Origin of the sequence: Streptomyces sp. TSRI0281, assembly GCF_001905125.1 — a bacterium.
In the GTDB taxonomy this organism is placed as follows: Bacteria; Actinomycetota; Actinomycetes; order Streptomycetales; family Streptomycetaceae; genus Streptomyces.
This window is the reverse complement of the sequence record NZ_LWLE01000006.1, coordinates 16,030-38,804: the sequence shown is the minus strand read 5'-3', so window position 1 is coordinate 38,804 and position 22,775 is coordinate 16,030. Positions and strand designations below refer to the sequence as shown.

22 protein-coding genes are annotated in these 22,775 nt (G+C 70.5%); 14 read left to right on the top strand and 8 right to left on the bottom strand.

All coding sequences use genetic code 11. The annotated features are described in order from the left end of the window. Positions 1–18: 18 nt before the first annotated feature. Positions 19–3,144 (bottom strand): NACHT domain-containing protein, encoded by a 3,126-nt coding sequence (locus A6A29_RS12865; protein ID WP_073720195.1) that lies wholly within the window; start codon positions 3,142–3,144, stop codon positions 19–21. A gap of 149 nt (positions 3,145–3,293) precedes the next feature. On the opposite strand from A6A29_RS12865, the gene A6A29_RS12860 reads away from it, so the two are divergent. The 3 genes from A6A29_RS12860 to A6A29_RS12850 are packed head-to-tail and all read left to right on the top strand — an operon-like array spanning position 3,294 to position 6,094. After that, positions 3,294–4,346: a sterol desaturase family protein gene (locus A6A29_RS12860; RefSeq protein ID WP_073720194.1), complete on the top strand. Its 1,053-nt coding sequence runs from the start codon at positions 3,294–3,296 to the stop codon at positions 4,344–4,346. Further along, complete coding sequence (locus A6A29_RS12855) at positions 4,343–5,029, top strand: lysoplasmalogenase (protein ID WP_073720193.1); 687 nt, start codon at positions 4,343–4,345, stop codon at positions 5,027–5,029. Before A6A29_RS12860 ends, A6A29_RS12855 begins: the two co-directional genes overlap by 4 nt. 21 nt (positions 5,030–5,050) lie before the next feature. Continuing rightward, positions 5,051–6,094: a zinc-dependent alcohol dehydrogenase family protein gene (locus A6A29_RS12850; RefSeq protein WP_073720192.1), complete on the top strand. Its 1,044-nt coding sequence runs from the start codon at positions 5,051–5,053 to the stop codon at positions 6,092–6,094. A 77-nt stretch (positions 6,095–6,171) separates the two neighbouring features. Here A6A29_RS12850 and A6A29_RS12845 read toward each other — a convergent pair whose 3' ends face one another. Further along, the gene (locus tag A6A29_RS12845) at positions 6,172–7,707 is read right to left on the bottom strand and encodes a S8 family peptidase (RefSeq protein WP_073720191.1); all 1,536 of its coding nucleotides are present in this window, start codon (positions 7,705–7,707) and stop codon (positions 6,172–6,174) included. Between the two features lie 307 nt (positions 7,708–8,014). Here A6A29_RS12845 and A6A29_RS12840 point away from each other — a divergent pair, with 307 nt between their 5' ends. From A6A29_RS12840 to moaA, 3 genes are all read left to right on the top strand, one after another. Continuing rightward, on the top strand, positions 8,015–8,380 hold the full coding sequence (locus A6A29_RS12840; RefSeq protein ID WP_073720190.1) for a DUF485 domain-containing protein: 366 nt from the start codon (positions 8,015–8,017) through the stop codon (positions 8,378–8,380). Then, positions 8,377–10,014, top strand: coding sequence for a solute symporter family protein (locus A6A29_RS12835; protein WP_073720189.1), 1,638 nt, complete (start codon positions 8,377–8,379; stop codon positions 10,012–10,014). The genes A6A29_RS12840 and A6A29_RS12835 overlap by 4 nt, the downstream gene beginning before the upstream one ends. A 197-nt stretch (positions 10,015–10,211) precedes the next feature. Further along, positions 10,212–11,201, top strand: a complete 990-nt coding sequence (gene moaA / locus A6A29_RS12830; protein ID WP_107468205.1) for a GTP 3',8-cyclase MoaA — start codon at positions 10,212–10,214, stop codon at positions 11,199–11,201. A gap of 43 nt (positions 11,202–11,244) precedes the next feature. On the opposite strand, the gene A6A29_RS12825 is transcribed toward moaA, so the two are convergent. Together A6A29_RS12825 and A6A29_RS12820 are read right to left on the bottom strand one after the other, a co-directional pair. Beyond that, positions 11,245–11,493, bottom strand: coding sequence for a hypothetical protein (locus tag A6A29_RS12825; protein WP_073720188.1), 249 nt, complete (start codon positions 11,491–11,493; stop codon positions 11,245–11,247). Between the two features lie 259 nt (positions 11,494–11,752). Next, positions 11,753–12,139, bottom strand: coding sequence for a DUF3099 domain-containing protein (locus A6A29_RS12820; RefSeq protein ID WP_079182733.1), 387 nt, complete (start codon positions 12,137–12,139; stop codon positions 11,753–11,755). Positions 12,140–12,383: 244 nt separating this feature from the next. Between A6A29_RS12820 and A6A29_RS12815 the strand changes: the two genes are divergently transcribed. After that, positions 12,384–12,659 (top strand): GlsB/YeaQ/YmgE family stress response membrane protein, encoded by a 276-nt coding sequence (locus tag A6A29_RS12815; protein ID WP_073720186.1) that lies wholly within the window; start codon positions 12,384–12,386, stop codon positions 12,657–12,659. 116 nt (positions 12,660–12,775) lie between these two features. On the opposite strand, the gene tyrS is transcribed toward A6A29_RS12815, so the two are convergent. Genes tyrS through A6A29_RS12800 form a run of 3 tightly spaced genes read right to left on the bottom strand, consistent with a single transcriptional unit; the run spans position 12,776 to position 17,018 of the window. Continuing rightward, positions 12,776–14,044, bottom strand: a complete 1,269-nt coding sequence (gene tyrS, locus A6A29_RS12810; protein ID WP_073720185.1) for a tyrosine--tRNA ligase — start codon at positions 14,042–14,044, stop codon at positions 12,776–12,778. A 59-nt stretch (positions 14,045–14,103) separates the two neighbouring features. After that, positions 14,104–15,498 carry a metallopeptidase TldD-related protein gene (locus tag A6A29_RS12805; RefSeq protein WP_073720184.1) on the bottom strand — a complete coding sequence of 465 codons (1,395 nt, stop codon included), beginning with the start codon at positions 15,496–15,498 and terminating at the stop codon, positions 14,104–14,106. Beyond that, positions 15,495–17,018, bottom strand: coding sequence for a TldD/PmbA family protein (locus tag A6A29_RS12800; protein WP_073720183.1), 1,524 nt, complete (start codon positions 17,016–17,018; stop codon positions 15,495–15,497). Before A6A29_RS12800 ends, A6A29_RS12805 begins: the two co-directional genes overlap by 4 nt. 240 nt (positions 17,019–17,258) lie before the next feature. Here A6A29_RS12800 and fabG point away from each other — a divergent pair, with 240 nt between their 5' ends. The 3 genes from fabG to A6A29_RS12785 all read left to right on the top strand — a co-directional run bounded on the left by fabG (position 17,259) and on the right by A6A29_RS12785 (position 19,315). Next, positions 17,259–17,978 carry a 3-oxoacyl-[acyl-carrier-protein] reductase gene (gene fabG / locus A6A29_RS12795; RefSeq protein ID WP_073720182.1) on the top strand — a complete coding sequence of 240 codons (720 nt, stop codon included), beginning with the start codon at positions 17,259–17,261 and terminating at the stop codon, positions 17,976–17,978. 5 nt (positions 17,979–17,983) lie between these two features. Next, a complete protein-coding gene (gene fabI / locus A6A29_RS12790; RefSeq protein ID WP_073720181.1) occupies positions 17,984–18,751 on the top strand; it encodes an enoyl-ACP reductase FabI in 768 nt (255 codons plus the stop codon). A gap of 192 nt (positions 18,752–18,943) precedes the next feature. Then, positions 18,944–19,315 carry a hypothetical protein gene (locus tag A6A29_RS12785; RefSeq protein ID WP_073720180.1) on the top strand — a complete coding sequence of 124 codons (372 nt, stop codon included), beginning with the start codon at positions 18,944–18,946 and terminating at the stop codon, positions 19,313–19,315. Positions 19,316–19,349: 34 nt separating this feature from the next. On the opposite strand, the gene A6A29_RS12780 is transcribed toward A6A29_RS12785, so the two are convergent. Next, positions 19,350–20,024 carry a FadR/GntR family transcriptional regulator gene (locus A6A29_RS12780; protein WP_073720179.1) on the bottom strand — a complete coding sequence of 225 codons (675 nt, stop codon included), beginning with the start codon at positions 20,022–20,024 and terminating at the stop codon, positions 19,350–19,352. A gap of 214 nt (positions 20,025–20,238) precedes the next feature. Here A6A29_RS12780 and A6A29_RS12775 point away from each other — a divergent pair, with 214 nt between their 5' ends. From A6A29_RS12775 to A6A29_RS12765, 4 genes are all read left to right on the top strand, one after another. Beyond that, the gene (locus tag A6A29_RS12775) at positions 20,239–21,522 is read left to right on the top strand and encodes a CynX/NimT family MFS transporter (RefSeq protein WP_073720178.1); all 1,284 of its coding nucleotides are present in this window, start codon (positions 20,239–20,241) and stop codon (positions 21,520–21,522) included. A gap of 17 nt (positions 21,523–21,539) precedes the next feature. Beyond that, positions 21,540–21,656: an SGM_5486 family transporter-associated protein gene (locus tag A6A29_RS47505; RefSeq protein WP_266808408.1), complete on the top strand. Its 117-nt coding sequence runs from the start codon at positions 21,540–21,542 to the stop codon at positions 21,654–21,656. Positions 21,657–21,795: 139 nt separating this feature from the next. Then, positions 21,796–22,002, top strand: coding sequence for a hypothetical protein (locus A6A29_RS12770; RefSeq protein WP_073720177.1), 207 nt, complete (start codon positions 21,796–21,798; stop codon positions 22,000–22,002). Positions 22,003–22,136: 134 nt separating this feature from the next. Beyond that, entirely contained in the window at positions 22,137–22,655 is a 519-nt protein-coding gene (locus A6A29_RS12765; RefSeq protein ID WP_073720176.1) for a SixA phosphatase family protein, read from the top strand. Positions 22,656–22,775: the final 120 nt, after the last annotated feature.

The following is a 22,775-nucleotide window of genomic DNA, read 5'->3' as shown; positions in this document are numbered from 1 at the left end:
GGGCTGTCCGGGCCGTGCTCAGGGGAGATGGACGATGCGCTCCTGCGTGAAGAGTTCCGTGCCGAGGACCGGGACACCGCGGCCGGTTCTGATCGTGAGCCCGTCGAGACTCACGAGCGGACTGAGGTCGATGGGGGCATGGGAGGGGTCCAGGTAGAGGTGCAGCTCCATCAGCGCGGTGAGGTCACGCAGCGGTGCCAGCCCGGCCGAGGACAGTGAACAGCCTCTGAGCGTCAGGGTTTCCAGTGAGGACAGCTCGGCGAGTTCCGCCAGATCCAGTGAGTCCTGGAAGTGGATGTCGAGCCGGGTGAGCCGCCGCCCCAGGGCGGCGCGGCCAAGTTCCAGACAGTGCCCCCGGCTGTAGAGACCGAGCTCGTCAAGGTCGGGCCACCGGTCCAGGCCGTCCAGGCTCATGCCGTCCGTTTCCTTGCCCAAGGACAAGGACCGCAGGTGAGGACCGAGAGGAAGTTCGCCGACACCGGCGACCGGGAACCGGTGATCGAGATGCAGCCGGCGGATCTCGGCGAGCGGCTCCAGTTGGGCCGTCGGCACATCCGGGTGCAGTCCGACCAGCGAGAGCCAGCTCAGCGGAAGCGCGGCCAAGGGGTTCAGGTCGCGCACGGCGGGGCACAGGCTCAGGCCCAGCTCGGTGAGCGAACGCATCGAGGCGAGCGGGCCGAGGTCGGTGAGCGTCTCGTTGGCGTAGACGAAGAGCCGATTCATTCCCTGTCGGAAGAGCAGCGGTGACAGGTCTTCGTGGTCGCCCTGAAGCCGCATGTTCCGGGCCTCGGGGACGTACCGCAGGGCGGCCGTCATCTGCTCGTCGGTCGCCACGGGGAGATGGACCTCGTCCCAGGTGCGCGCCGCCAGTACCTCCCGGGCGTAGGTCTCGGTGTCGAAGGCGCTCCAGCCGTCGCCCAGCTCCTGCGCGACCCACTCCCGCGGGTCGTCCCGGTACCGCTTCACCATGCCGTACGCCGCGTCGCCCCCGATCAGGGCCGCCGTCCGCACCACGAATCCCGCCGCGTACTCATCCTCCACCTCCTCCGGCCCCGGCAGCAGTTCGAGGACCAGCTCCCCGACCTTCGCCAGCTCCTCCGCCTCCTGCGGAGTCCGGGGCGGGAGCAGCTCCGACGTTCTGCGCTCGACCTCCGCCCGTACCGCCGGGTCCAGCTCCGGCGCGTGCGCCAGGCTCGCCGCCGCCAGCAGCACCAGCCGGTGGCGGTGCCTGCGGACCTGGTCGGCCCGCTTCAGCAACTGCCGTAGCAGCCGCCCCCGTTCCTCCACCCGCGCGTGCCCCACCGCCATCTGCACCACGTCGTCCCACTGGTCGTCGTGCGCGTGACGCACCAGCACCCCGAAGTCCCGCGCCTCGACCGCAGCCTTCGCGCCCAGGTAGTCCTGGAACGTCCGGTGGACGAACCCCACCGCGCCCGGCGCGGGTTCGCGGAGCAGACCGCTGCGGATCAGCAGATGCGCGAACACCTGCTCCGGCGTGCCCCGTACCTGGGACATGGACGCCATCCACTCCGCGAGCATCCCCACGACCTCGCCGTGCTCCGCCTCCGCCAGCCCGTTGCGGATCAGCCAGTACGCCAGCCGCTGGAGCAGTGCCGTCTGCTCCTCCCGGGTCAGGTCCACGCCCTCGACGCCGATGATCTCGCGCTCCGAGTCGCGGCGTACGAGCAGCATGTCCAGCGCCGCGTCGTACAGCTCCTTGCGGGCCCTCGGCAGCTGCATCCGGCGGTCGCGGTTCAGGGCGCAGAGCAGGGCGCACATCAGCGGGTTCGTCGCGAGCCGGCCCAGGTCGCGCCGGGTCCCCACCGCATGCCGCAGCGAGCTCTCGTACGTGTCGAGCTCATCGCGCTCCTGCGGCGACCGGCACTCCGAACGGGCGGCCCGGTGCCAGTGCCCGACGAAGGCGCGGATGTCGTCCCGCTCCATCGGCAACAGCGTGTGCGCCTCGAACCCGGCTCCGGACAGCCATCCTTCGGGCACCGCCGACGGCCTGGTCGTGACCACGTAGCGGGCCCGCGGGTAGGCGGCGATGAGGTCCTTGAGCCAGCGCTCCGTACGGTTGCGCAGCCGCTGCGGAACCTCGTCGACCCCGTCCACCAGGACCAGCGCACGGCCGTCCGTCAGCAGCCGGTCCACCCAGCCGGACGGGGCCGCACCGTGCAGCGGGATGCCCGCCGCGCGCAGGAAGTCCTCCGGAGCGGGCAACGTCTCCTGCGCGGTGAAGGCGCGCAGCCGCAGCACGAACGGCACACAGCGGTTCCACTCGGCGAGTTCGTCGCCGAACGTGCGGCGGGCGGCGTTCAGGGCCAGCCACTGCACCAGCGTGCTCTTGCCCGAACCCGCCGGACCGCGCAGCAGCAACCGGTCCGTCCGCCCCAGCGCCTGCTCGATCCTGACCGTCACCCGCTCCGGATGTTCCGGGCCGACGCCGCTGCCGCCGCTGCCGCCGCCGAGCGCGGCACCGTAACCGCTCACCGCCAGGCTGAGGTAGGCCGTCTCCAGCGGCCATTCGCCAGCCGACCGCCCGAGCGTCAGGCCGAACAGTCCCAACCGGCTGTTGGCCGTCGCCACGAAATCCGCGTAGCGCCGCTCGAAGTCCATCGCCGCCGCATCGGGGCGCGGGCCGACCCGGGAGCGTACGTCCTCCACCAGCTCCCGGGTCCGTCCGGCCTCGCGGACCTGCTCCACCGCCGCCCGTGCCGCGAACGAGGGGTGCGCGGTCAGCTGTTCCACGGCATGGGCGCAGCACCGGCCGAGCAGCTCCTCGTACAGTTCGGCCGCGCGCGACGAGAGCCCGGCGGCGGGGGCCGACAGCTCCGCACGCAGCCGGTCGGGCTCCAGCTCCAGGGCGAACAGCCGCTCCGCGCCCAGCTCGCCCGCCGACGCGAAGGTGTCCTGTACGGAGGCGAGGGCGGCCAGGCGCTCGTGCTCGGGCAGATCGGCGTACGACTCCGCGAGGCGTCCGCCGAGAACCTTCGCCAGCCGGTCGGGCTTCGCCGGGCGGGGGAGCGGGCGGACCGGATCGGTGACCAGCCCCGCGCCCGGCCTGGGAGTCAGCAATGACTTGGCCACCGCCCCGAGGACCGTGGTGGCCAGCCGAATCAGGGCAACTTCCGTACCGGACACGTGCGTTCCTCCCCGTTGCCGACGCGCGTGCCGGAAATCCTACGACGGGACGATTGGTGGAAAGTGCCAAATACTGCTGACGCCATGTCTCGCATACTTGTGGGTAACAACGTCTAGCCCTGGCAGACCGGCGGCTCTACGGTGCTGGGATGGAGCCGAACCTGCCCGATGTCGTGCTGTGGTCGATACCGGCCTTCGTCCTGCTCGCCGTGATCGAGATGGTCAGCTACCGGTTCCATCCGGACGACGAGGCCGCCGGATACGACACCAAGGACGCCGCCACGAGCGTCACCATGGGGCTCGGCAGCATCGGCTTCGACCTGCTGTGGAAGCTGCCCGTCGTCGCGGTCTACATGGCCCTGTACGAACTGACCCCGCTGCGCGTGCCCGTCCTGTGGTGGACGGTCCCGCTGATGCTGCTGGCCCAGGACTTCTTCTACTACTGGTCCCACCGCGGCCACCATGTCATCCGGATCCTCTGGGCCTGCCATGTGGTCCACCACTCCAGCCGGAAGTTCAACCTCACCACCGCGCTGCGCCAGCCCTGGACCTCCGCGACCGTCTGGCCGTTCTACCTCCCCCTGATCGCCTGCGGGGTGCACCCGGCTGCGCTCGCCTTCTGCCAGTCGGCCAACCTCGTCTACCAGTTCTGGGTGCACACCGAGCGCATCGACAAGCTGCCCCGGCCCTTCGAGTACGTCCTCAACACGCCCTCCCACCACCGGGTGCACCACGCGTCGCAGGGCAGCTATCTGGACCGCAACTTCGGCGGCATCCTGATCGTCTGGGACCGGCTCTTCAAGTCGTTCACCGCCGAGACGGAGCGGCCCGTCTTCGGGCTCACCAAGAACATCGCCACCCACAACCCCCTGCGCGTCGCGACCCATGAGTACGCGGCCATCGCCCGCGACGTACGGGCGGCGGAGAGCTGGGGCGAGCGGGCCGGGCGGATCTTCCGCGGCCCGGGATGGCAGCCCACGGCAGTCTCCGGCGCCACGGCAGTCTCCGGCACCACGGCAGTCTCCGGCGCCACACCCGGCACCGGCACCACACCTGCCTCCACGTCGGCCCCCGGCACCGTCCCCGCCGTCACCCAGGGCACCACGTCCGCCTCCACCCTCCCCTCCACCCTCCCCTCCGCCTCTGCCTCTGCCTCCGTTCCCGCCCCGAAGCGCGCCGCCGCCCCCGAGGCCACCCGATGACCGCCGAGGCCCCCGGACGCGGGCAGCGGTTCGCCCGCCCCCTGCTCATCGCCTTCCTCGTCGCCGCGGCCGTCGACCTCGCCGGGCTGCTGGCCGACGCGGGGACCGTCCACCTCGTCGCCAAGCCCCTGCTGATGCCGCTGCTCGCCGCGTACGCCGCGGCCCGCGGCGGCCCCGGGCCGCTCATCGCCGCCCTGCTCTTCGGCTGGGGCGGCGACACCCTGCTGCTGCCCGACCACGACCTCGCCTTCCTCGCCGGCATGGGCTCCTTCGCCGCGGGCCACGTCTGCTACCTGTGGCTGTTCGGGCGCACCCGCGCCCCGCTGCCGACAGCCCTCGGATACGCGGTCGTCCTCGCCGCCTTCCTCGTACCGATCTGGCCCGATCTGCCGGCCGAACTGCGCGTCCCGCTGACCGGCTACAGCCTGCTGCTCACCGCCATGGCCTGGCGGGCGGGCACGCGGGGCCGCCGGGCCGCGCTCGGCGGCGCGCTCTTCCTGCTCTCCGACGCGCTCATCGCCACCGGCATCGCCCACTGGCCGCAGCTGCCCGTGCCCGACTTCTGGGTCATGCTCACCTACATCGCGGCCCAGCTCCTGCTCACCGTCGGGATCCTCGCATCGGGGGCGAAAGCGACCGATGCCGGACCCGGGGCGTACCGTGAGCGAAGTATCAGCAGATGAGATGAACAAGGACCCCCACGCATGCGCGCCACCGTGATCCACGCCCCCCACGACATCCGGGTGCAGGAGGTGCCGGACCCGACGATTCAGCAGCCCACCGACGTGGTGCTGCGGGTCCTGCGGGCCTGTATCTGCGGCAGCGACCTGTGGGCCTACCGCGGTGAGTCCGCCCGACAGCCGGGCCAGCGCATCGGTCATGAATTCCTCGGCGTCGTCGAGGAGGCGGGCTCCGGGGTCAACGGCTTCGCCGTCGGCGACCTCGTCGTCGCCCCGTTCGTCTGGTCCGACGGCACCTGCGCCTACTGCGCACAGGGCCTCACCACCTCCTGCCCGCAGGGCGGCTTCTGGGGCTCCGTGGGCTCCGACGGCGGGCAGGGCGAGGCCGTGCGCGTGCCGTTCGCCGACGGCACCCTGGTCAAGCTCCCGGCCGCCGCCGCGTCCGACGACCGGCTCCTCACCGCCCTGCTCGCCCTCTCCGACGTGCTGGGCACCGGCCACCACGCCGCCGTCGGCGCGGAGGTGCGCCCCGGCAGCACCGTCGCGGTCGTCGGTGACGGCGCGGTCGGCCTGTGCGGGGTCATGGCCGCCAAGCGGCTCGGCGCCGAGCGGATCATCGCGCTGGGCCGGCACACGGCCCGCACCGACATAGCCCGCGCCTTCGGTGCCACCGACGTGGTCGCCGAGCGCGGGGACGCGGCCCTCGCGGCCGTACGGGAGCTGACCCGCGGCGAGGGCGCCCACTGCGTGATCGAGGCCGTCGGAACCGAGCAGTCGATGCGCACCGCCATCGGCATCGTCCGCGACGGCGGCTCCATCGGCTACGTCGGCGTTCCGCACGGCAGCGGCACCGGTCTGGACCTCGGCGTCATGTTCGACCGGAACATCGCGCTGCGCGGGGGCGTCGCCCCCGTACGCGCGTACATCCCGGAGCTGCTGCCCGACGTGCTGGACGGCACGATCGACCCCTCGCCCGTCTTCGACGTGACCGTCGGCCTCGACGAAGTGCCCGGCGGCTACAAGGCGATGGACGAGCGCACGGCCCTGAAGGTGCTCATCAAGCCGTAGCCGTACCCGCCCCGTCATCGGGACGGCGGAAGGGGCCGGAAGCACCTGCTTCCGGCCCCTCCTCGTCCCCTACGATGTCAGCGGCGGACCGCGTCCAGCGCGTCCACGATTCCGGCTCCGTAGAAGCCGTTGTTCTGCTTGCCGCCCTCGCAGACCGCGTCGATCTTGCCGTCACCGTTGTAGTCGTACGGTGCGCCGCACGCGGTGGCGTCGGCCTGGTGCGTCAGCAGCCACTTGACCTCGGCCGCCGAGGCGTACGGGTGCGTCGACTTGATCAGCGCCGCGACTCCCGCGACATGCGGGGAGGCCATGGACGTACCGGCCTTGTAGCCGAACTTGCCGCCCGGCAGCGTGGACAGGATCAGTCCGCTGGTGGCGGGCGGGGCGGGGGTCTGGTAGACCGTCGAGTCGCCGCCCGGGGCCGCCACGTCGATGATCCCGCGGCCGTAGTTGGAGTACGAGGACTTCAGGCCCTTGGCGCCGGTCGCGGAGACCGTCACGACACCCGGCACCCCCGTCGGGATGTCGAGGCACTCACGCGGGTTGATCGTCCGGGTGACCGGCTCCGTGTCGTTCGGGCTGGTCACATCCTCGATCTCGTCGGCGGCGAGGTCGTGCTGGGAGTTGCCGGCCGCGGCGACGTTGACCGTGCCCCGGCGCTCCGCGTACTTCGAGGCACGCGCGACGGCCTCGACCAGGGCACCCTGGTCCGGGTCGTTCTTGCAGTTGAACAGCCACGGGTCGGTGTAGTAGCTGTTGTTGGTCACATCGACGCCGTGCTCGGCGGCCCAGACGAAGCCGCAGACGACGGCCTCGGTGTAGAAGAACCCGCCCGGGTTCGAGACCTTGATGCCGGAGACCTTCACGCCCGGCGCGACACCGGTCACGCCGACGCCGTTCTTCGCCGCGGCTATGGTGCCCGCCACATGCGTGCCGTGGTCGCTCTCGCCCGCCGCCGGACGCCAGGATCCGTCGGTGGTGTCCGGCGCACCGGAGACACAGTTGGCCGAGGCCGCGCGGTCGAAGTTCGGGGCCAGGTCCGGGTGTGTGTCGTCGACACCCGTGTCGATCACGGCGACCGTGACCCGCTTGGAGCCGAGCGACTTCTCGTGCGCCTTGTCCGCCTTGATGGCGGGCAGGTCCCACTGCAGGGGCTCCAGCGGGTCCTGACCGGCGGTCGCGTCCGCGGCGGCGGCCTCGGCCTGCGCCGCGGTGAGCGGCTGCGCGGCGGCGCCGACGTCCTTGGTGGCCTGCGGCACGATCGGGTTGGTGCGGGTCGCACCGGCGGAATCGACGCCCCTGACCCGCCGGATGGTCTTGCCGAAGTCCGGGTTCTGCGAGTGGGCGACTATGACACCTATTTGTTCATAGGCGATCACGACCGTGCCACCGGCCTTGGCTATCGCCTTCTTCACCTGCTTGACGGTGCCGTGACCGCCCTTGGTGTTGACGACGTAGGACAGCTTCGGCCCGTCGGCCGGGGCGGCCGCCGACGTCTCGTCCGCCGGGGCGGCCGTGGCCGTCGCCGCCGGGAGGAAGCCGAGCGTGGCCGTGAGCGCGAGTCCGACGGGCAGCGCGAGTGCGCGGGTCCGTCTGGATGCCAGATGAGCCATGGGTTCTCCACATCATCCGTGCCAGTCGACCGGACACCTGGCGTGTTCGGTCGAGTACATGACGAGTGAAGTTATCGCTGATCATCCCGGCGCATCAATGAGTACGGGCAAGTGAGTTCGAAGAGTGACCGGCTCGGGTGCGTGCGAACGGGTGAGCCGGAGACATCGAAAGCGGCGGTGAACCGCTTCGTCGTCCCCTCCGTGCCGTTGTCAGAGGAGTCGCATCACTGCCCCTCCCCGACACCGAGGCTCCCCTGTGAAAAGCACCGCTACCCCTGCTACCGCACCCCCGTCGCGAGGAGATTCCGTGGCCACCGATGCACCGCCGCCCCCAGGAAGTACGGACGGCAGCCCTGTTCAGCCCACGACCGAGGCGTTCGTCGCGGCGCAGGAGAGCGCGGAGTTCGCCGAACTGCGCCGGGCACACCGCTCCTTCGCCTTCCCCCTGACCGTCGCCTTCGTCAGCTGGTACCTGCTCTACGTACTGCTCTGCAACTACGCGGGCGGCTTCATGAGCACCCGGGTCGTCGGAAACATCAACATGGCGCTCGTCCTCGGGCTCGCCCAGTTCGCCACCACGTTCCTCATCGCCTGGCTGTACTCGCGCCACGCCGCCCGCAAGCTCGACCCGAAGGCCGCAGCGATCAAGTCCCGTATGGAGGCCGACGCATGAGCGCCGCCGTCGCACATCCCGCTGTCCAGCTCGCCGCCGAAGGGGCCGGCGAACACCGGACGCTGATCATCACCCTGTTCGGCGTCTTCGTCGTCGCGACCCTCTTCATCACCGTGTGGGCGGGCCGTCAGACCAAGAGCGCCGCCGACTTCTACGCGGGCGGCCGTCAGTTCACCGGATTCCAGAACGGCCTCGCGGTCTCCGGCGACTACATGTCCGCCGCGTCCTTCCTCGGCATCGCGGGCGCCATCGCGCTCTTCGGCTACGACGGCTTCCTGTACTCCATCGGCTTCCTCGTCGCCTGGCTCGTCGCCCTGCTCCTGGTCGCGGAACCCCTGCGCAACTCCGGCCGGTACACCATGGGCGACGTCCTCGCGTACCGCATGCGCCAGCGCCCCGTCAGGACCGCCGCCGGTGCCTCCACCATCGTCGTCTCGATCTTCTACCTGCTGGCACAGATGGCCGGCGCCGGGGTGCTCGTCTCGCTGCTGCTCGGCATCACCAGCGACGCCGGGAAGATCGCCATCGTCGCCCTGGTCGGCCTGCTCATGATCGTGTACGTCACCATCGGCGGCATGAAGGGCACCACCTGGGTGCAGATGGTCAAGGCCGTCCTGCTGATCGCGGGCACCCTGCTCATCACCTTCCTGATCCTGCTGAAGTTCAACTTCAACATCTCCGACCTACTCGGTACCGCCGCCAGTAACAGCGGCAAGGGATCGGCGTTCCTGGAGCCCGGCCTCAAGTACGGTGCCACCGGCACCTCGAAGCTGGACTTCCTCTCGCTCGGGATCGCCCTGGTCCTCGGTACCGCGGGCCTGCCGCACATCCTGATCCGCTTCTACACCGTCCCCACCGCGAAGGCCGCCCGTAAGTCCGTGAACTGGGCGATCGGCATCATCGGCGCCTTCTATCTGATGACGATCGTGCTCGGCTTCGGCGCCGCCGCCCTGCTCAAGCCCGGCGACATCATCGCCTCGAACAAGGCCGGAAACACCGCCGCCCCGCTCGCCGCCCTGGAGATCGGCGGCGGCTCCGGATCCACCGGCGGTGCCATCCTGCTCGCGGTGATCTCCGCCGTCGCCTTCGCGACCATCCTCGCCGTCGTCGCCGGACTCACCCTGGCCTCCTCCTCGTCCTTCGCGCACGACATCTACGCCAACGTCATCCGCAAGGGGAAGGCCACCGAGAAGGAGGAGATCCGCGCCGCCAAGTGGGCCACCGTCGCCATCGGCATCGTCTCCATCGGCCTCGGCGCGATGGCCCGCGACCTGAACGTGGCCGGACTCGTCGCCCTGGCCTTCGCGGTCGCCGCGTCGGCCAACCTCCCGACGATCCTCTACAGCCTGTTCTGGAAGCGCTTCACCACCCAGGGCGCCCTCTGGTCCATCTACGGAGGTCTCGCCTCGTCCGTGCTGCTGGTGCTCTTCTCGCCGGTCGTCTCCTCCAAGGCCAGCTCCATGTTCCCCAGCGTCGACTTCGCCTGGTTCCCGCTGGAGAACCCCGGCCTGATCTCCATCCCGCTGGGCTTCCTGCTCGGCTGGGCCGGCTCGCTGCTCTCCAAGGAAGAGCCCGACAAGGGCAAGTACGCCGAGCTGGAGGTCAAGTCCCTCACCGGCGTCGGAGCCCACTGAGAGCGGAATTCCCCCCGGAGCGTTCGGCGGATCGCTCACCCCCTCGCCCCGGCCGCGTCGTAGGGTCCTACGACGCGGCCGCGCCGCACCTCGTGGCAATCGGGCCCGCTCGATGTCAGCTCTCTCGCGTAGTCTCGAAAGAGCCGGCAACCGAGACCGCGACCGCGGACGGACACCACCGGGGGAGGGGGCCCACAGTGCTCATCGACACCTACGACCGAGTAGCCACCGATCTGCGCGTCTCTCTGACCGACAAGTGCAACCTCCGCTGCACCTACTGCATGCCGGAAGAGGGCCTGCAGTGGCTGGGCAGGAGTGAGCTGCTGTCCGACGACGAGATCGTCCGCCTCATCCGCATCGCCGTCACCACCCTCGGCATCACCGAAGTCCGCTTCACCGGCGGCGAGCCCCTGCTGCGCCCCGGCCTCGTCTCCATCGTCGAGCAGTGCGCCGCGCTCACCCCGCGCCCCAGCATGTCGCTCACGACCAACGGCATCGGGCTCAAGCGGACCGCCGCCGCGCTGAAGGCCGCCGGTCTGGACCGGGTCAATGTCTCGCTCGACACCCTGCGCCCCGACGTCTTCAAGACGCTCACCCGCCGCGCCCGGCACCAGGACGTGCTGGACGGCCTCGAAGCCGCCGGTGAAGCCGGACTCACCCCGGTCAAGGTCAACTCCGTCCTGATGCCCGGCCTCAACGACGACGAGGCCCCCGACCTGCTCGCCTGGGCCGTCGACCACGGGTACGAGCTCCGCTTCATCGAGCAGATGCCGCTGGACGCCCAGCACGGCTGGAAGCGCGACGGCATGATCACCGCAGGTGACATCCTCGCCTCGCTGCGTACGCGCTTCGCCCTCACCGCCGAGGGCGAGGACGCCCGCGGATCCGCCCCCGCCGAGCGCTGGACCGTGGACGGCGGCCCGCACCGCGTCGGAGTGATCGCCTCTGTCACCCGCCCGTTCTGCCGGGCCTGCGACCGCACCCGGCTCACCGCGGACGGTCAGGTCCGCACCTGCCTCTTCGCCCGCGAGGAGACGGACCTGCGCGGCGCCCTGCGCTCGGACGCCCCGGACGAGGAGATCGCCCGGATCTGGAAGCTCGCGATGTGGGGCAAGAAGGCCGGCTCCGGACTGGACGACCCGTCCTTCCTCCAGCCCGACCGGCCCATGTCGGCGATCGGCGGCTGACCGGCGGCTGGTGCGGGCGACCCGGCCCACCCGGTTGCCGGTGTCAGCGATCGGTGGCCGAGGACTCCCACTCCTCCAGCGTCACGACATCCTTGAGGAATCCCCGTACTCCGAGGAACGAGGACAGATGTTCCCGGTGCTCCTCGCAGGCCAGCCAGGTCTTGCGGCGCTCGGGGGTGTGCAGCTTGGGGTTGTTCCAGGCGAGTACCCACACCGCGGCGGCGCGGCAGCCCTTGGCGGAACAGAGCGGTGCGCCGGCGGCGCTCTCGGCGGAAGTCTCGGGGAAGTTCACAGGCTCAACCCTAAACGGCCGCGATCGACCGCAAGTCAGGGCCACGAAAGGCCCTCTGACGCATCCCCTGCCGGAGAAAGGGCGACGCCGAGCAGCCACGGGGGGAGCTGCCCGGCGTCGGTCCGTCGCTCCGACGGGGGATGCGGAGCGCCTACAAAGTATGTCATGGGGACCAGGGTGCGGTGCACCGGAACGTCATGATTGATCTGAGGATTTCTTGAGCTTCGGGGGACTCGGAGCGACCGTCGGCCTTACCCGCTCAACTGTGCTCGTGCGGCTGCCGGGCGTCATCGGCCGGGCCGTCCTGGACGCCGGATTCCGCGGGGCCGGATGCCGGCGCCGCCGCAGGGGCCGCTCCGACAGCGGGCCGCATCGGTTCCGAGACGAACGTCGACGGCAGTGAAGGCGCGTTCTCCCGGCCCGCGTTGGCGATCACCACCGCCACGTACGGCAGCAGAATCCCCAGCGCGAGCCCCACGATCGCCACATGCCGCTCGACGTTCCACAGCACCGCAGCCAGCACCACCGACACCGTGCGCACGGACATGGAGATCACATAGCGCCGCTGCCTGCCCCGGACGTCGTCGGCCAGGCCCTGACGCGCCCCCGTGATCCGGAAGACCTCCGCACCGTGCTGCTTGCGCATCATGTTCCCACCACCGGATCGCTGTGCCGGACACTCCCAGGACCGGGCCGCGTCCACGGTACGCCCGGCATCCGCCGGGTACGAGACCGGGGCGTGCCGTACGCGGCGCGACCACCCCACCCCTACGCATCCCCCCGCACCGCTCCCGTATACCTCTCCCCGTTCGGACCCGTCCGAAATGCGCTGTACGGGGGAGGGGGCAAGACTGGGCGGACGCGCGCACCGCGCCGTACGAGGAGGCGATATGAGCTGGTTGTGGGCAATCATCGTGGGTCTGGTGCTCGGTCTGATCGCCAAGGCGATCCTTCCCGGCAAGCAGAACATCCCGCTCTGGCTGACGACCGTCTTCGGCATCATCGGCAGCATCCTCGGCAACGCCGTGGCGACCTGGATCGGTGTCAACGACACCAAGGGCATCGACTGGACACGTCATGTGCTGCAGCTGATCGGCGCCGTGGCCGTCGTCGGTGTCGGAGACATGCTCTGGGCGTCGATCCGGGGCAGCAGAAAGAGAACCTGACCCGCACCGGTCGCCGACGGTGACCGAGCACCGGGACCGAGCACCGGGACCGAGCACTGCGGCCGGACACGCGAGACGCGTGTCCGGCCGCAGTGGTGTGCGCGTGTCCTACGGGCTCAGCCGCCCGTGACCTCGACAGCCGCCAGGTTCTTCTTGCCCCGGCGCAGCACCAGCCAGCGCCCGTGCAGCAGTTCCTCACGGGCCGGAGCGGCTTCGCCGTCCGTGACCTTGACGTTGTTCACGTAGGCGCCGCCCTCCTTGACCGTGCGGCGGGCCCCCGACTTGCTCGGCGCCAGGCCGACCTCCACCAGAAGGTCCACCACCGGGCCCAGCTCGGTCACCCGCGCGTGCGGCACCTCGGAGAGCGCCGCACTCAGCGTCGCCTCGTCCAGTTCGCCCAGCTCACCCTGGCCGAAGAGCGCCTTCGACGCCGCGATGACCGCCGCGCACTGCGCACCGCCGTGCACCAGGGTGGTCAGTTCCTCGGCCAGCGCACGCTGTGCCGAACGGGCCTGCGGCCGCTCCTCGGTCAGCTTCTCCAGCTCTTCGAGCTCCTCGCGGCTCCTGAAGCTGAGGATGCGCATGTACCGGGAGATGTCCCGGTCGTCCACGTTCAGCCAGAACTGGTAGAACGCGTACGGCGTCGTCATCTCCGGATCGAGCCAGACGGCGCCGCTCTCGGACTTGCCGAACTTGGTGCCGTCCGCCTTCACCATCAGCGGCGTCGCCAGCGCGTGCACGGTGGCACCCGGCTCCAGCCGGTGGATCAGGTCGATGCCCGCCGTGAGGTTGCCCCACTGGTCGCTGCCGCCCTGCTGGAGAACGCAGCCGTGGCGCCGGTAGAGCTCCAGGAAGTCCATCCCCTGGAGCAGTTGGTAGCTGAACTCCGTGTAGCTGATGCCCTCCTGCGACTCCAGCCGACGGGCGACCGAGTCCTTGGTGAGCATCTTGTTGACCCGGAAGTGCTTGCCGATGTCCCGCAGGAACTCGATCGCGGACATCCCCGCGGTCCAGTCCAGGTTGTTCACCATCGTGGCGGCGTTCGGGCCCTCGAAGGCGAGGAAGGGCTCGATCTGCTCCCGCAGCCGCTGCACCCACCGGGCGATGGTCTCCGGGTCGTTCAGCGTGCGCTCGGCGGTGGGACGGGGGTCACCGATCTGACCGGTGGCCCCTCCCACCAGAGCGAGCGGACGGTGCCCCGCCTGCTGGAGCCGGCGCACGGTGAGCACCTGCACCAGATGCCCGACGTGCAGACTCGCCGCGGTGGGGTCGAAGCCGCAATAGAAGGTGACGGGACCGTCCGCGAGAGCCTTGCGCAGTGCGTCCTCGTCAGTGGACTGGGCGAACAGCCCGCGCCACTTCAGCTCGTCGACGATGTCCGTCACGGTTCCGGTGCTCCTTCGTGATCAATCGGAGTGAAGATCTCTGTGCCAGTCTAGGCGGGTCATACGCCCGGGCTGACCGAGCTCATATTGAAGTCCGGGATGCGCAGGGCGGGCATCGCGGCCCTGGTGAACCAGTCGCCCCACTCGCGCGGCAGCGTCTTCTCGGTGCGCCCCGCCTCGGACGCCCGGGACAGCAGATCGACCGGCGACTCGTTGAACCGGAAGTTGTTCACCTCGCCGATCACCTCACCGTCCTCCACCAGATAGACGCCGTCCCGCGTCAGCCCGGTCAGCAGCAGCGTCGCCGGGTCGACCTCCCGGATGTACCAGAGGCAGGTCAGCAGCAGGGCCCGCCCGGTCGTCGCGGCCACCATCTCCTCCAGCGACCGCTCACCGCCCCCGTCGAGCAGCAGGTTGTCGATGGGCGGGGCGACCGGCAGCCCGGTCAGGCCCGCCGTGTGCCGGGTGGTCGTCAGCCGCTCCAGCCGGCCGTCCTTCACCCAGTCCGTCGACGCCAGCGGCAGCCCGTTGTCGAAGACGGAGCCGCTGTCCCCGGAGGTGTGCGCGATCACGAACGGCGCCGACTCCAGCCCCGGCGCGTGCGGATCGCTGCGCAGCGTCAGCGGCAGCGGCGACAGCGTCTCGCCGAGCCGGGTACCGCCACCGGGCGTGGAGAAGACCGTGCGGCCCTCGGCGGCGTCCCGCGCGGTGGACGACCAGAGCTGGTAGATGAGCAGGTCGGCCACGGCGGTCGGCGGCAGCAGCGTCTCGTACCGCCCGGCGGGCAGTTCGATACGGCGCTCGGCCCAGCGGAGCCGCTGCGCCAGTTCCGCGTCCAGGGCCGCCGGGTCGACATCCTTGAAGTCCCGGGTCGCCCGGCCCGCCCACGCCGACCGGGTCCGGTCGGGGGACTTGGCGTTCAGCTCCAGCGTCCCGTTCGGCTGGTCGTGGCGCAGCCGCAGCCCCGTCGACGTACCCAGGTACGTCGAGTTCATCTCATGGCTGGCGAACCCGTAGAGCTCCCGGCCGCCGGACCGGGCGCGGGCGAACGCGTCGCCGAGCGCCGGGGCGAAGTCGGCGAAGACGTCCGAACCCGTCTCGGCCGGTGCGTCCGTGAAGTCGGGGGAGGAGGGCACCCCGGAGACCAGCAGCTGCGCGTCCTCGGCCGGACCGGCCCCGCGCGCCGCCGCCTCGGCGGCGCGTACGAGCGGCTCCAGGTCGTCCGCGGTGACGGCGGACCGGGACACCACACCGGAGGCCGTCCCCTCGGCACCGTCGACCGTGGCGATGACGGTGAGGGAGCGCCCCCGGGTCACGCCGTTCGTGGTCAGCGCGTTGCCGGCCCAGCGCAGATTGGCGGAGGAGCTCTCGTCCGCGATGACGACACACCCGTCGGCGGTGGACAGGGCCAGGGCCTGCTCGACGATCTCGTACGGCTTGCTGACGCGGCTCATCGTCCGGCCTCCTGCGTCGTGTTGAGGATGTTCACGCCCCGGAAGAGGGCGGAGGGGCAGCCGTGCGAGACCGCCGCGACCTGCCCCGGCTGGGCCTTGCCGCAGTTGAACGCGCCGCCCAGGACGTAGGTCTGCGGGCCGCCGACCTTCTCCATCGAGCCCCAGAAGTCCGTGGTCGTCGCCTGGTAGGCGACATCGCGCAGCTGACCGGCGAGCCTGCCGTTCTCGATCCGGAAGAAGCGCTGCCCGGTGAACTGAAAATTGTATCGCTGCATGTCGATCGACCAGGAGCGGTCGCCGACCACGTAGATCCCGCGCTCCACCCCGCCGATCAGGTCCTCGGTGGACAGTCCGCCGGGATCCGGCGCCAGCGACACATTCGCCATGCGCTGTACGGGGACGTGGCCCGGCGAGTCCGCGTACGCGCACCCGTTCGACCGGCCCAGACCCGTCAGCTTCGCGATCCGCCGGTCCAGCTGGTAACCCACCAGCGTGCCGTCCTTGACCAGGTCCCAGGACTGGGCCTCGACGCCCTCGTCGTCGTACCCGATGGTCGCGAGCCCGTGCTCGGCCGTGCGGTCGCCCGTCACATTCATCACGGGGGAGCCGTACGCCAGCTTGCCCAGCTGGTCGAACGTGGCGAACGAGGTTCCGGCGTACGCCGCCTCGTACCCCAGCGCGCGGTCCAGCTCGGTGGCGTGGCCGATCGACTCGTGGATCGTCAGCCACAGGTTCGACGGGTCGACGACCAGGTCGTACGTCCCCGATTCGACGCTCGGCGCCCGCATCTTCTCGGCCAGCAGCCCGGGGATCCGCTCCAGCTCCGCGGCCCAGTCCCAGCCGGTGCCGGTGAGGTACTCCCAGCCCCGGCCCACCGGCGGCGCGATCGTCCGCATGGAGTCGAACTCACCCGTCGTCCCGTCCACCGCGACGGCGGTGAACTGGGGGTGCAGCCGCACCCGCTGCTGGGTGGTGACGGTGCCCGCGGTGTCCGCGTAGAACTTGTTCTCGTGGACGGTCATCAGGGACGCGTCGACATGCGCGACCCCGTCGGCCCCGAGAAGCCCGGCGCTCCACTCCGCGAGCAGCCCCGCCTTCTCCTCGTCCGGTACGGAGAAGGGGTCGATGTCGTACGCGGAGACCCAGGTCCGCTCACCGTGCACCGGCTCGTCCGCCAGTTCCACGCGCTCGTCCGAACCCGCCGCCGCGATCACCTTCGCCGACAGCTTCGCCATGGCGACGGCCTGCGAGGCCACCTTCGCCGCCGCGTCCATGGTGAGGTCGACACCCGAGGCGAAACCCCACGCCCCGCCGTGCACGACCCGCACCGCGTACCCGAGATCGGTACTGTCCGACGCCCCGGCGGGCCGGGCGTCCCGCAACCGCCAGGACGCGCTGCGTACCCGTTCGAAACGGAAGTCGGCATGCACGGAGCCCAGCGCGCGGGCGCGCGCCAGCGCCGCGTCGGCGAGGGCGCGCAGCGGCAGGGCGAGGAACGACTGATCTACCTCATGGGGCACAGGGGATTCCCTTCTCGATACACCACGGCAGTGAACCACGCCGGAGGGTGACCGCACCGGGGGATATCGAGCCGTACCTCCGGTATCCCGGGGTACCACCGGGCCCGGTGGTACCCCGGGGCCGGACTGTAGGAACCCCACAGCACCTCGGGGACCGCGCTGTCGGAGGCCGATTCCTCGATCGGTGCGCGGTACCGATAGGTTTTCGATGTACCAGACCGCCAAGGAAAGGGTGATCCGTTGAGCCGCTCGGTTCTCGTCACCGGAGGAAACCGGGGCATCGGCCTCGCCATCGCCCGCGCTTTCGCCGACAACGGCGACAAGGTCGCGATCACCTACCGCTCCGGCGAGCCGCCCCAGGTCCTCACCGAGGCGGGCTGCCTCGCGGTCCGCTGCGACATCACGGACGCCGAGCAGGTGGAGCAGGCCTACAAGGAGATCGAGGAGAAGCACGGTCCCGTCGAGGTACTGGTCGCCAACGCCGGTATCACCAAGGACCAGTTGCTCATGCGGATGTCCGAGGAGGACTTCACGTCCGTACTCGACACCAACCTCACGGGCACCTTCCGGGTCGTCAAGCGCGCCAACCGCGGCATGCTGCGCGCCAAGAAGGGCCGCGTGGTCCTGATCTCCTCCGTCGTCGGTCTCCTCGGCTCGGCCGGACAGGCCAACTACGCCGCGTCCAAGGCCGGTCTGGTCGGTTTCGCCCGTTCGCTGGCCCGTGAGCTCGGTTCGCGGAACATCACTTTCAACGTCGTCGCGCCCGGTTTTGTCGACACCGACATGACCCAGGCGCTCACCGAGGAGCAGCGCAAGGGCATCGTGTCCCAGGTGCCGCTCGGCCGCTACGCGCAGCCCGGGGAGATCGCCGCCGCGGTGCGCTTCCTCGCCTCCGACGACGCGTCGTACATCACTGGAGCCGTCATCCCCGTTGACGGCGGATTGGGCATGGGTCACTGATCACCATGAGCGGAATTCTCGACGGCAAGCGCATCCTGATCACCGGGGTGCTGATGGAGTCGTCCATCGCGTTCCACACCGCGAAGGTGGCCCAGGAGCAGGGTGCCGAAGTCATCCTGACGGCCTTCCCCCGGCCCACGCTGACCGAGCGCATCGCCCGGAAGCTGCCCAAGCCGGCCAAGGTCATCGAGCTGGACGTGACCAACACCGAGCACCTGGACCGCCTCGCCGGTCTCGTCCGCGACGAGCTCGGTTCGCTGGACGGCGTCGTCCACTCCATCGGCTTCGCGCCGCAGGACGCGCTCGGCGGCAACTTCCTCAACACCCCGTTCGAGTCGGTCGCCACCGCGATGCACGTCTCGGCGTTCTCGCTGAAGTCGCTGGCCATGGCCTGCAAGCCGCTGATGAGCGAGGGCGGTTCGATCGTCGGCCTCACCTTCGACGCCCAGTACGCCTGGCCGCAGTACGACTGGATGGGCCCGGCCAAGGCCGCGCTGGAGGCCACCTCCCGCTACCTCGCCCGCGACCTGGGCAAGGACGGCCTGCGCTGCAACCTGATCTCGGCCGGACCGATCGGCTCCATGGCCGCCAAGTCCATCCCCGGCTTCTCGGAGCTCGCCGACGTCTGGAATCACCGCTCCCCGCTGGCGTGGAACATGGCCGACCCGGAGCCGGCCGGCCGGGGTGTCGTGGCGCTGCTCTCGGACTTCTTCCCGAAGACGACGGGTGAGATCATCCACGTCGACGGCGGCGTGCACATGATGGGCGCCTGACCGCTCCCGGCAGCCCTTCCCGCGCGTTCCCTTTCCCGCGTACGGCCTCGGCCGCGTATCCCCTGCCCGGTGTTCCGGGGGCGATACGCGGCCGAGGCCGTTCTGCCCGGCGCTCAAGTCGAAAAGATGGGCGATCCACCGCAGAATGTGGAGGAACCGGACTTATTGTCAGGCTGCGGGAGGGAGATCGCTGTGCGCCCCACGCGTCGCCGAACCCGGTTCCTGCTCGCCGCCTCCGTGATCGCCGTCGGTCTGGCCGTCCCCGTCGGGGTCCAGGCCGCGAACGGCGCCTCCACCGGACCGGCGCCGGCCGCCCCCGAACCCGAACCCGCGGGCTCGGAGTGCCGTACGACGGTCGAGGGCTCCCGGGTCGTCGCCTACTGCCACAACCCGTACCCCTCCACCGACCTGGTGCAGCTGCACACCGAGTGCGGCCGCTGGTGGGACATCGACGCGGACGGCACGGCGGTCGCGGTGGAGCCGGGCCGGACCGTACGGCTCGACGACCGCTGCTGGAAAGAGGTCGCCACGGCCTGGGTCAGCCACCGTCCGGGCCCGGCCTGAGCCGGAGGCCGAAGGCCCGGTCGGACCGCTCGGCCTAGGCCCGGTCCGCCAGGCAGGTCAGCGCATGCCCCGCGGCCTCGGACGCCGCGGTCTCGGCGTCCCCGGCCCGGATCGCCTCGACCAGCCGCGCATGGTCCATATGGTTCTCCGGCCGCAGCTCGGGGCCCACATCACCGCGCAGATAGTCGCGCAGCAGATCGCCGAGGTCGGCGTACAGCTCGGTCAGTACGTCGTTGTGGGAGGCTGCGACCACCGCCAGGTGCAGGGTCGCGTCCGCCGCGACGAACGCCTCGGCGTCACCCGCGGCCCAGGTCTCCTCGCGCCGCGCCATCAGCGTGTCCAGCTGCTTCAGATCCCGCTCGGTGCGCCGCACGGCGGCGAGCCGGGCCGCCGAGGACTCCAGTGTCGAACGCAGCTCGGCGATGTGGCGCGGGTCGGCGCTCGCGAACCGGCGGTGCATCACCCCGGCCAGCTCGCTGGTGGCGATGACATAGGTGCCGGAGCCCTGCCGGATGTCCAGCAACCCGTTGTGCGCCAGCGCGCGTACCGCCTCGCGGACGGTGTTACGGGCCACCCCGAGCTGCTCGACCAGCTCGGGTTCGGTGGGAATCCGCGCGCCCACGGGCCACTCGCCCGAGGTGATCTGATTCCTCAGCTGGGCAATCACCTGGTCGGCGAGTGCCGAACGCCGCGGAGACGTCAGCGCCATGCTGCTCCTTGCTCGTGATCGTGAAGCCTGAACCGTGAAACCGGTATCGGTGAAGCCTGATCGATGAAGCCTGAACCGTGAAGCCTGAACCGTGAAGCCGGTATCGGTGAACCGAACCGTGAAGCTGAACCGTGCGGTCCTGCGATTCTGTCAGGCGAACGGGAGGCGGCGATCGATTGGACAATCAATCATCCCATGATTCTATGATGTCCTCATGCCGGACGACGAGACCCAGACCCTGAACCACGCCACCGAGGCCCGCGACCCCGCCGTTCCACCGGCCCCGCGGACCCTCAAGGCCGCCGACGGGCCCGCCCCGTGGCTGCTGCGTCTGGTCACCGTCGGTCTCGTCCTGGCCGCGCTCAACCTCCGCCCCGCCATTACCAGCCTCGGCGCCCTCCTCGAAGAGGTCCGCGACGGGCTGCACATGAGCGGCAGCGTCGCCGGTGTCCTCACCTCCGTACCGCCGTTCTGCTTCGCGGTCTTCGGTGTGATGGCCCCACGTCTGGCCCGCCGCTTCGGCGCGGGCGCCGTCGTCTGCGCGGGCATGGTCGCGATCGCCACCGGCCTGGCGATCCGCCCCTTCATCGGCGGCACGGCGGGCTTCCTCGCCGCCAGCGCCCTCGCCCTCATGGGCATCGCCGTCAGCAACATCCTGATGCCGGTGATCGTCAAGCGCTGGTTCCCCGACCGCGTCGGCAGCATGACCGGCCTCTACTCCATGGCCCTGGCCCTCGGCACCGCGCTCGCGGCGGCGGTCACCGTGCCCATGACCGACGCGCTGGGCGGCCACTGGCAGACCGGGCTGGCGATCTGGGCCGTGCTCGCCGCCGCCGCGGTCCTGCCCTGGATCCCGCTCGTACGGGACCGGCACAGCGCCCCCGGACAGACCTCCCGGCAGCAGGGGACGGTCCCCGCCCTCAAGATCACCCGCAGCCGGACCGCCTGGGGCCTCGCCTGCTTCTTCGGCCTCCAGGCCACCGCCGCGTACATCACCATGGGCTGGATGCCGCAGATCTTCCGGGACGCCGGAGTCTCGGCCGGTACCGCGGGCGTCCTGCTCGCGGTCACCATGGCCATGGGCGTACCGCTCGCCTTCGTCATCCCCCGGGTCGCCGGCCGGATGAGGCACCAGGGCCCGATCGTCGTCGTCCTCGGCTTCTGCGGCCTCATCGGCTACGCCGGGCTCTACCTCGCCCCCGCGGCCGGAGCCTGGGCCTGGGCGCTGCTGCTCGGCATCGCGAACTGCGCCTTCCCGCTCGCCCTCACCATGATCGGCATGCGGTCCCGGACCGGCGCGGGTGTGGTCAGGCTGTCCGCCTTCGCCCAGTCCACCGGCTATCTGATCTCGATCCCCGGCCCGCTGCTCGTCGGCGTCCTGTACCAGCACAGCGGCGGCTGGGGCCTGCCGATCGCCCTGATGGCGGGTCTGATGATCCCGCAGATGGTGGCCGGAGTGCTGGCCGGCCGGGACCGGACGATCGAGGACGAATGCTGAGATGCGAGACTGGCCCCATGCCAGTGCTCGATCCGAATCCCCAGAACGGTCAGAAGAAACTCCTTCTCGTCTTCGGGGCGATGCTCCTCGTGACGGTGATCATCGGGGTCATCGCCTCGATCGCCTCCCCTTGACGAACCCCGGGGGGTGGGGATAGCCCCCCATCCCCTAGGGGGACAGGGTCAGGGTGAAGTGGGTGGGTCACCGGATGGGCCCGGCGCCGTGCGATCCGTAGGTTCGGGGTATCAGAACCGATGCCCCACGGAGGCGGACATGTCGGCCCGTACGCACACCAGCTCCCACCGCCAGGCCGCGGGGAGTGCCGACATCCGGCTGCCTTGGTGGGGCATCGCTCTGCCCGCCGTGGCGTTCGCCGCGCTCCTGATGCTGATCGTGAACCCGGGCCAGGCCCAGGCCGCCTCCGGAGATCCCGCGATCGGGCAGCTGATCGAGCGCGTCATCGCCCTGCTGTCCCGCTGACAGGCTGCCCGGTGTCCCGCCGCGACAGGCTGTCCCGCCGACGGATCCGCGCGGGGGGCCGCGGTGCCGAACCGCTTCGGCCCGCACATCAACACCCTGCGCCGGAGGGCGCATTTCGTGCGAAGCTGAGGTGTATGAGCGTCGATACACCTCGCAGGATCGTCCTTCTCCGGCATGCCAAGGCTGAATGGTCGCAAGCGTCCGACCATGAGCGGCCGCTCGCCGAGCGCGGCCGCAAGGACGCGCCCGTGGCGGGCCGAAAGCTCGCCGATTCCGGCATCGCATTCGATCTGGCCCTGTGCTCGACCGCCACCAGGACACGCGAAACCTGGAAGCTGGCGGTCCACGAGTTCGCGCAGCGCCCCAGGACCGTGTACGAGGAGAGGCTGTACGACGCGTCCCTCGGCGAACTGGTTGCCCTGTTCAACGAGACCCCCGACGAGGTGCGCAACCTCCTGGTCATCGGGCACAACCCGGGCATGCACGGCGCCGCCGACGCTCTGTCGGGCTCCGCCGAGGCGGACACCCTGGCCAGGATGACCAGGGACGGCTTCCCGACCGCCGCCTATGCCGTGGTCGAGTTCTCCGGCTCCTGGAAGAGCGTGGAGCTCGGGTCCGGCAAGCTCACCGAGTACTGGACGCCCAACGACTGAGTACCGGCAACGGCCGGGTCCCGCCGCGGCAGCGGAGGCAGCGGGCCCCCAGCAGAAGAGAAGGGCCCCCGTCACGCGCCGTGCGCGTGACGGGGGCCCTTACCGCTCTTCGGCGTCCGG

Excerpts from the sequence above, each read along its gene's own strand:
- A6A29_RS12860 (WP_073720194.1), top strand. The coding sequence starts at position 3,294 with ATGGAGCCGAACCTGCCCGATGTCGTGCTGTGGTCGATACCGGCCTTC.
- A6A29_RS12855 (WP_073720193.1), top strand. The coding sequence starts at position 4,343 with ATGACCGCCGAGGCCCCCGGACGCGGGCAGCGGTTCGCCCGCCCCCTG.
- A6A29_RS12850 (WP_073720192.1), top strand. The coding sequence starts at position 5,051 with ATGCGCGCCACCGTGATCCACGCCCCCCACGACATCCGGGTGCAGGAG.
- A6A29_RS12845 (WP_073720191.1), bottom strand. The coding sequence starts at position 7,707 with ATGGCTCATCTGGCATCCAGACGGACCCGCGCACTCGCGCTGCCCGTC.
- A6A29_RS12835 (WP_073720189.1), top strand. The coding sequence starts at position 8,377 with ATGAGCGCCGCCGTCGCACATCCCGCTGTCCAGCTCGCCGCCGAAGGG.
- A6A29_RS12820 (WP_079182733.1), bottom strand. The coding sequence starts at position 12,139 with ATGCGCAAGCAGCACGGTGCGGAGGTCTTCCGGATCACGGGGGCGCGT.
- A6A29_RS12815 (WP_073720186.1), top strand. The coding sequence starts at position 12,384 with ATGAGCTGGTTGTGGGCAATCATCGTGGGTCTGGTGCTCGGTCTGATC.
- A6A29_RS12805 (WP_073720184.1), bottom strand. The coding sequence starts at position 15,498 with ATGAGCCGCGTCAGCAAGCCGTACGAGATCGTCGAGCAGGCCCTGGCC.
- fabI (WP_073720181.1), top strand. The coding sequence starts at position 17,984 with ATGAGCGGAATTCTCGACGGCAAGCGCATCCTGATCACCGGGGTGCTG.
- A6A29_RS12780 (WP_073720179.1), bottom strand. The coding sequence starts at position 20,024 with ATGGCGCTGACGTCTCCGCGGCGTTCGGCACTCGCCGACCAGGTGATT.
- A6A29_RS12775 (WP_073720178.1), top strand. The coding sequence starts at position 20,239 with ATGCCGGACGACGAGACCCAGACCCTGAACCACGCCACCGAGGCCCGC.
- A6A29_RS47505 (WP_266808408.1), top strand. The coding sequence starts at position 21,540 with ATGCCAGTGCTCGATCCGAATCCCCAGAACGGTCAGAAGAAACTCCTT.
- A6A29_RS12770 (WP_073720177.1), top strand. The coding sequence starts at position 21,796 with ATGTCGGCCCGTACGCACACCAGCTCCCACCGCCAGGCCGCGGGGAGT.
- A6A29_RS12765 (WP_073720176.1), top strand. The coding sequence starts at position 22,137 with ATGAGCGTCGATACACCTCGCAGGATCGTCCTTCTCCGGCATGCCAAG.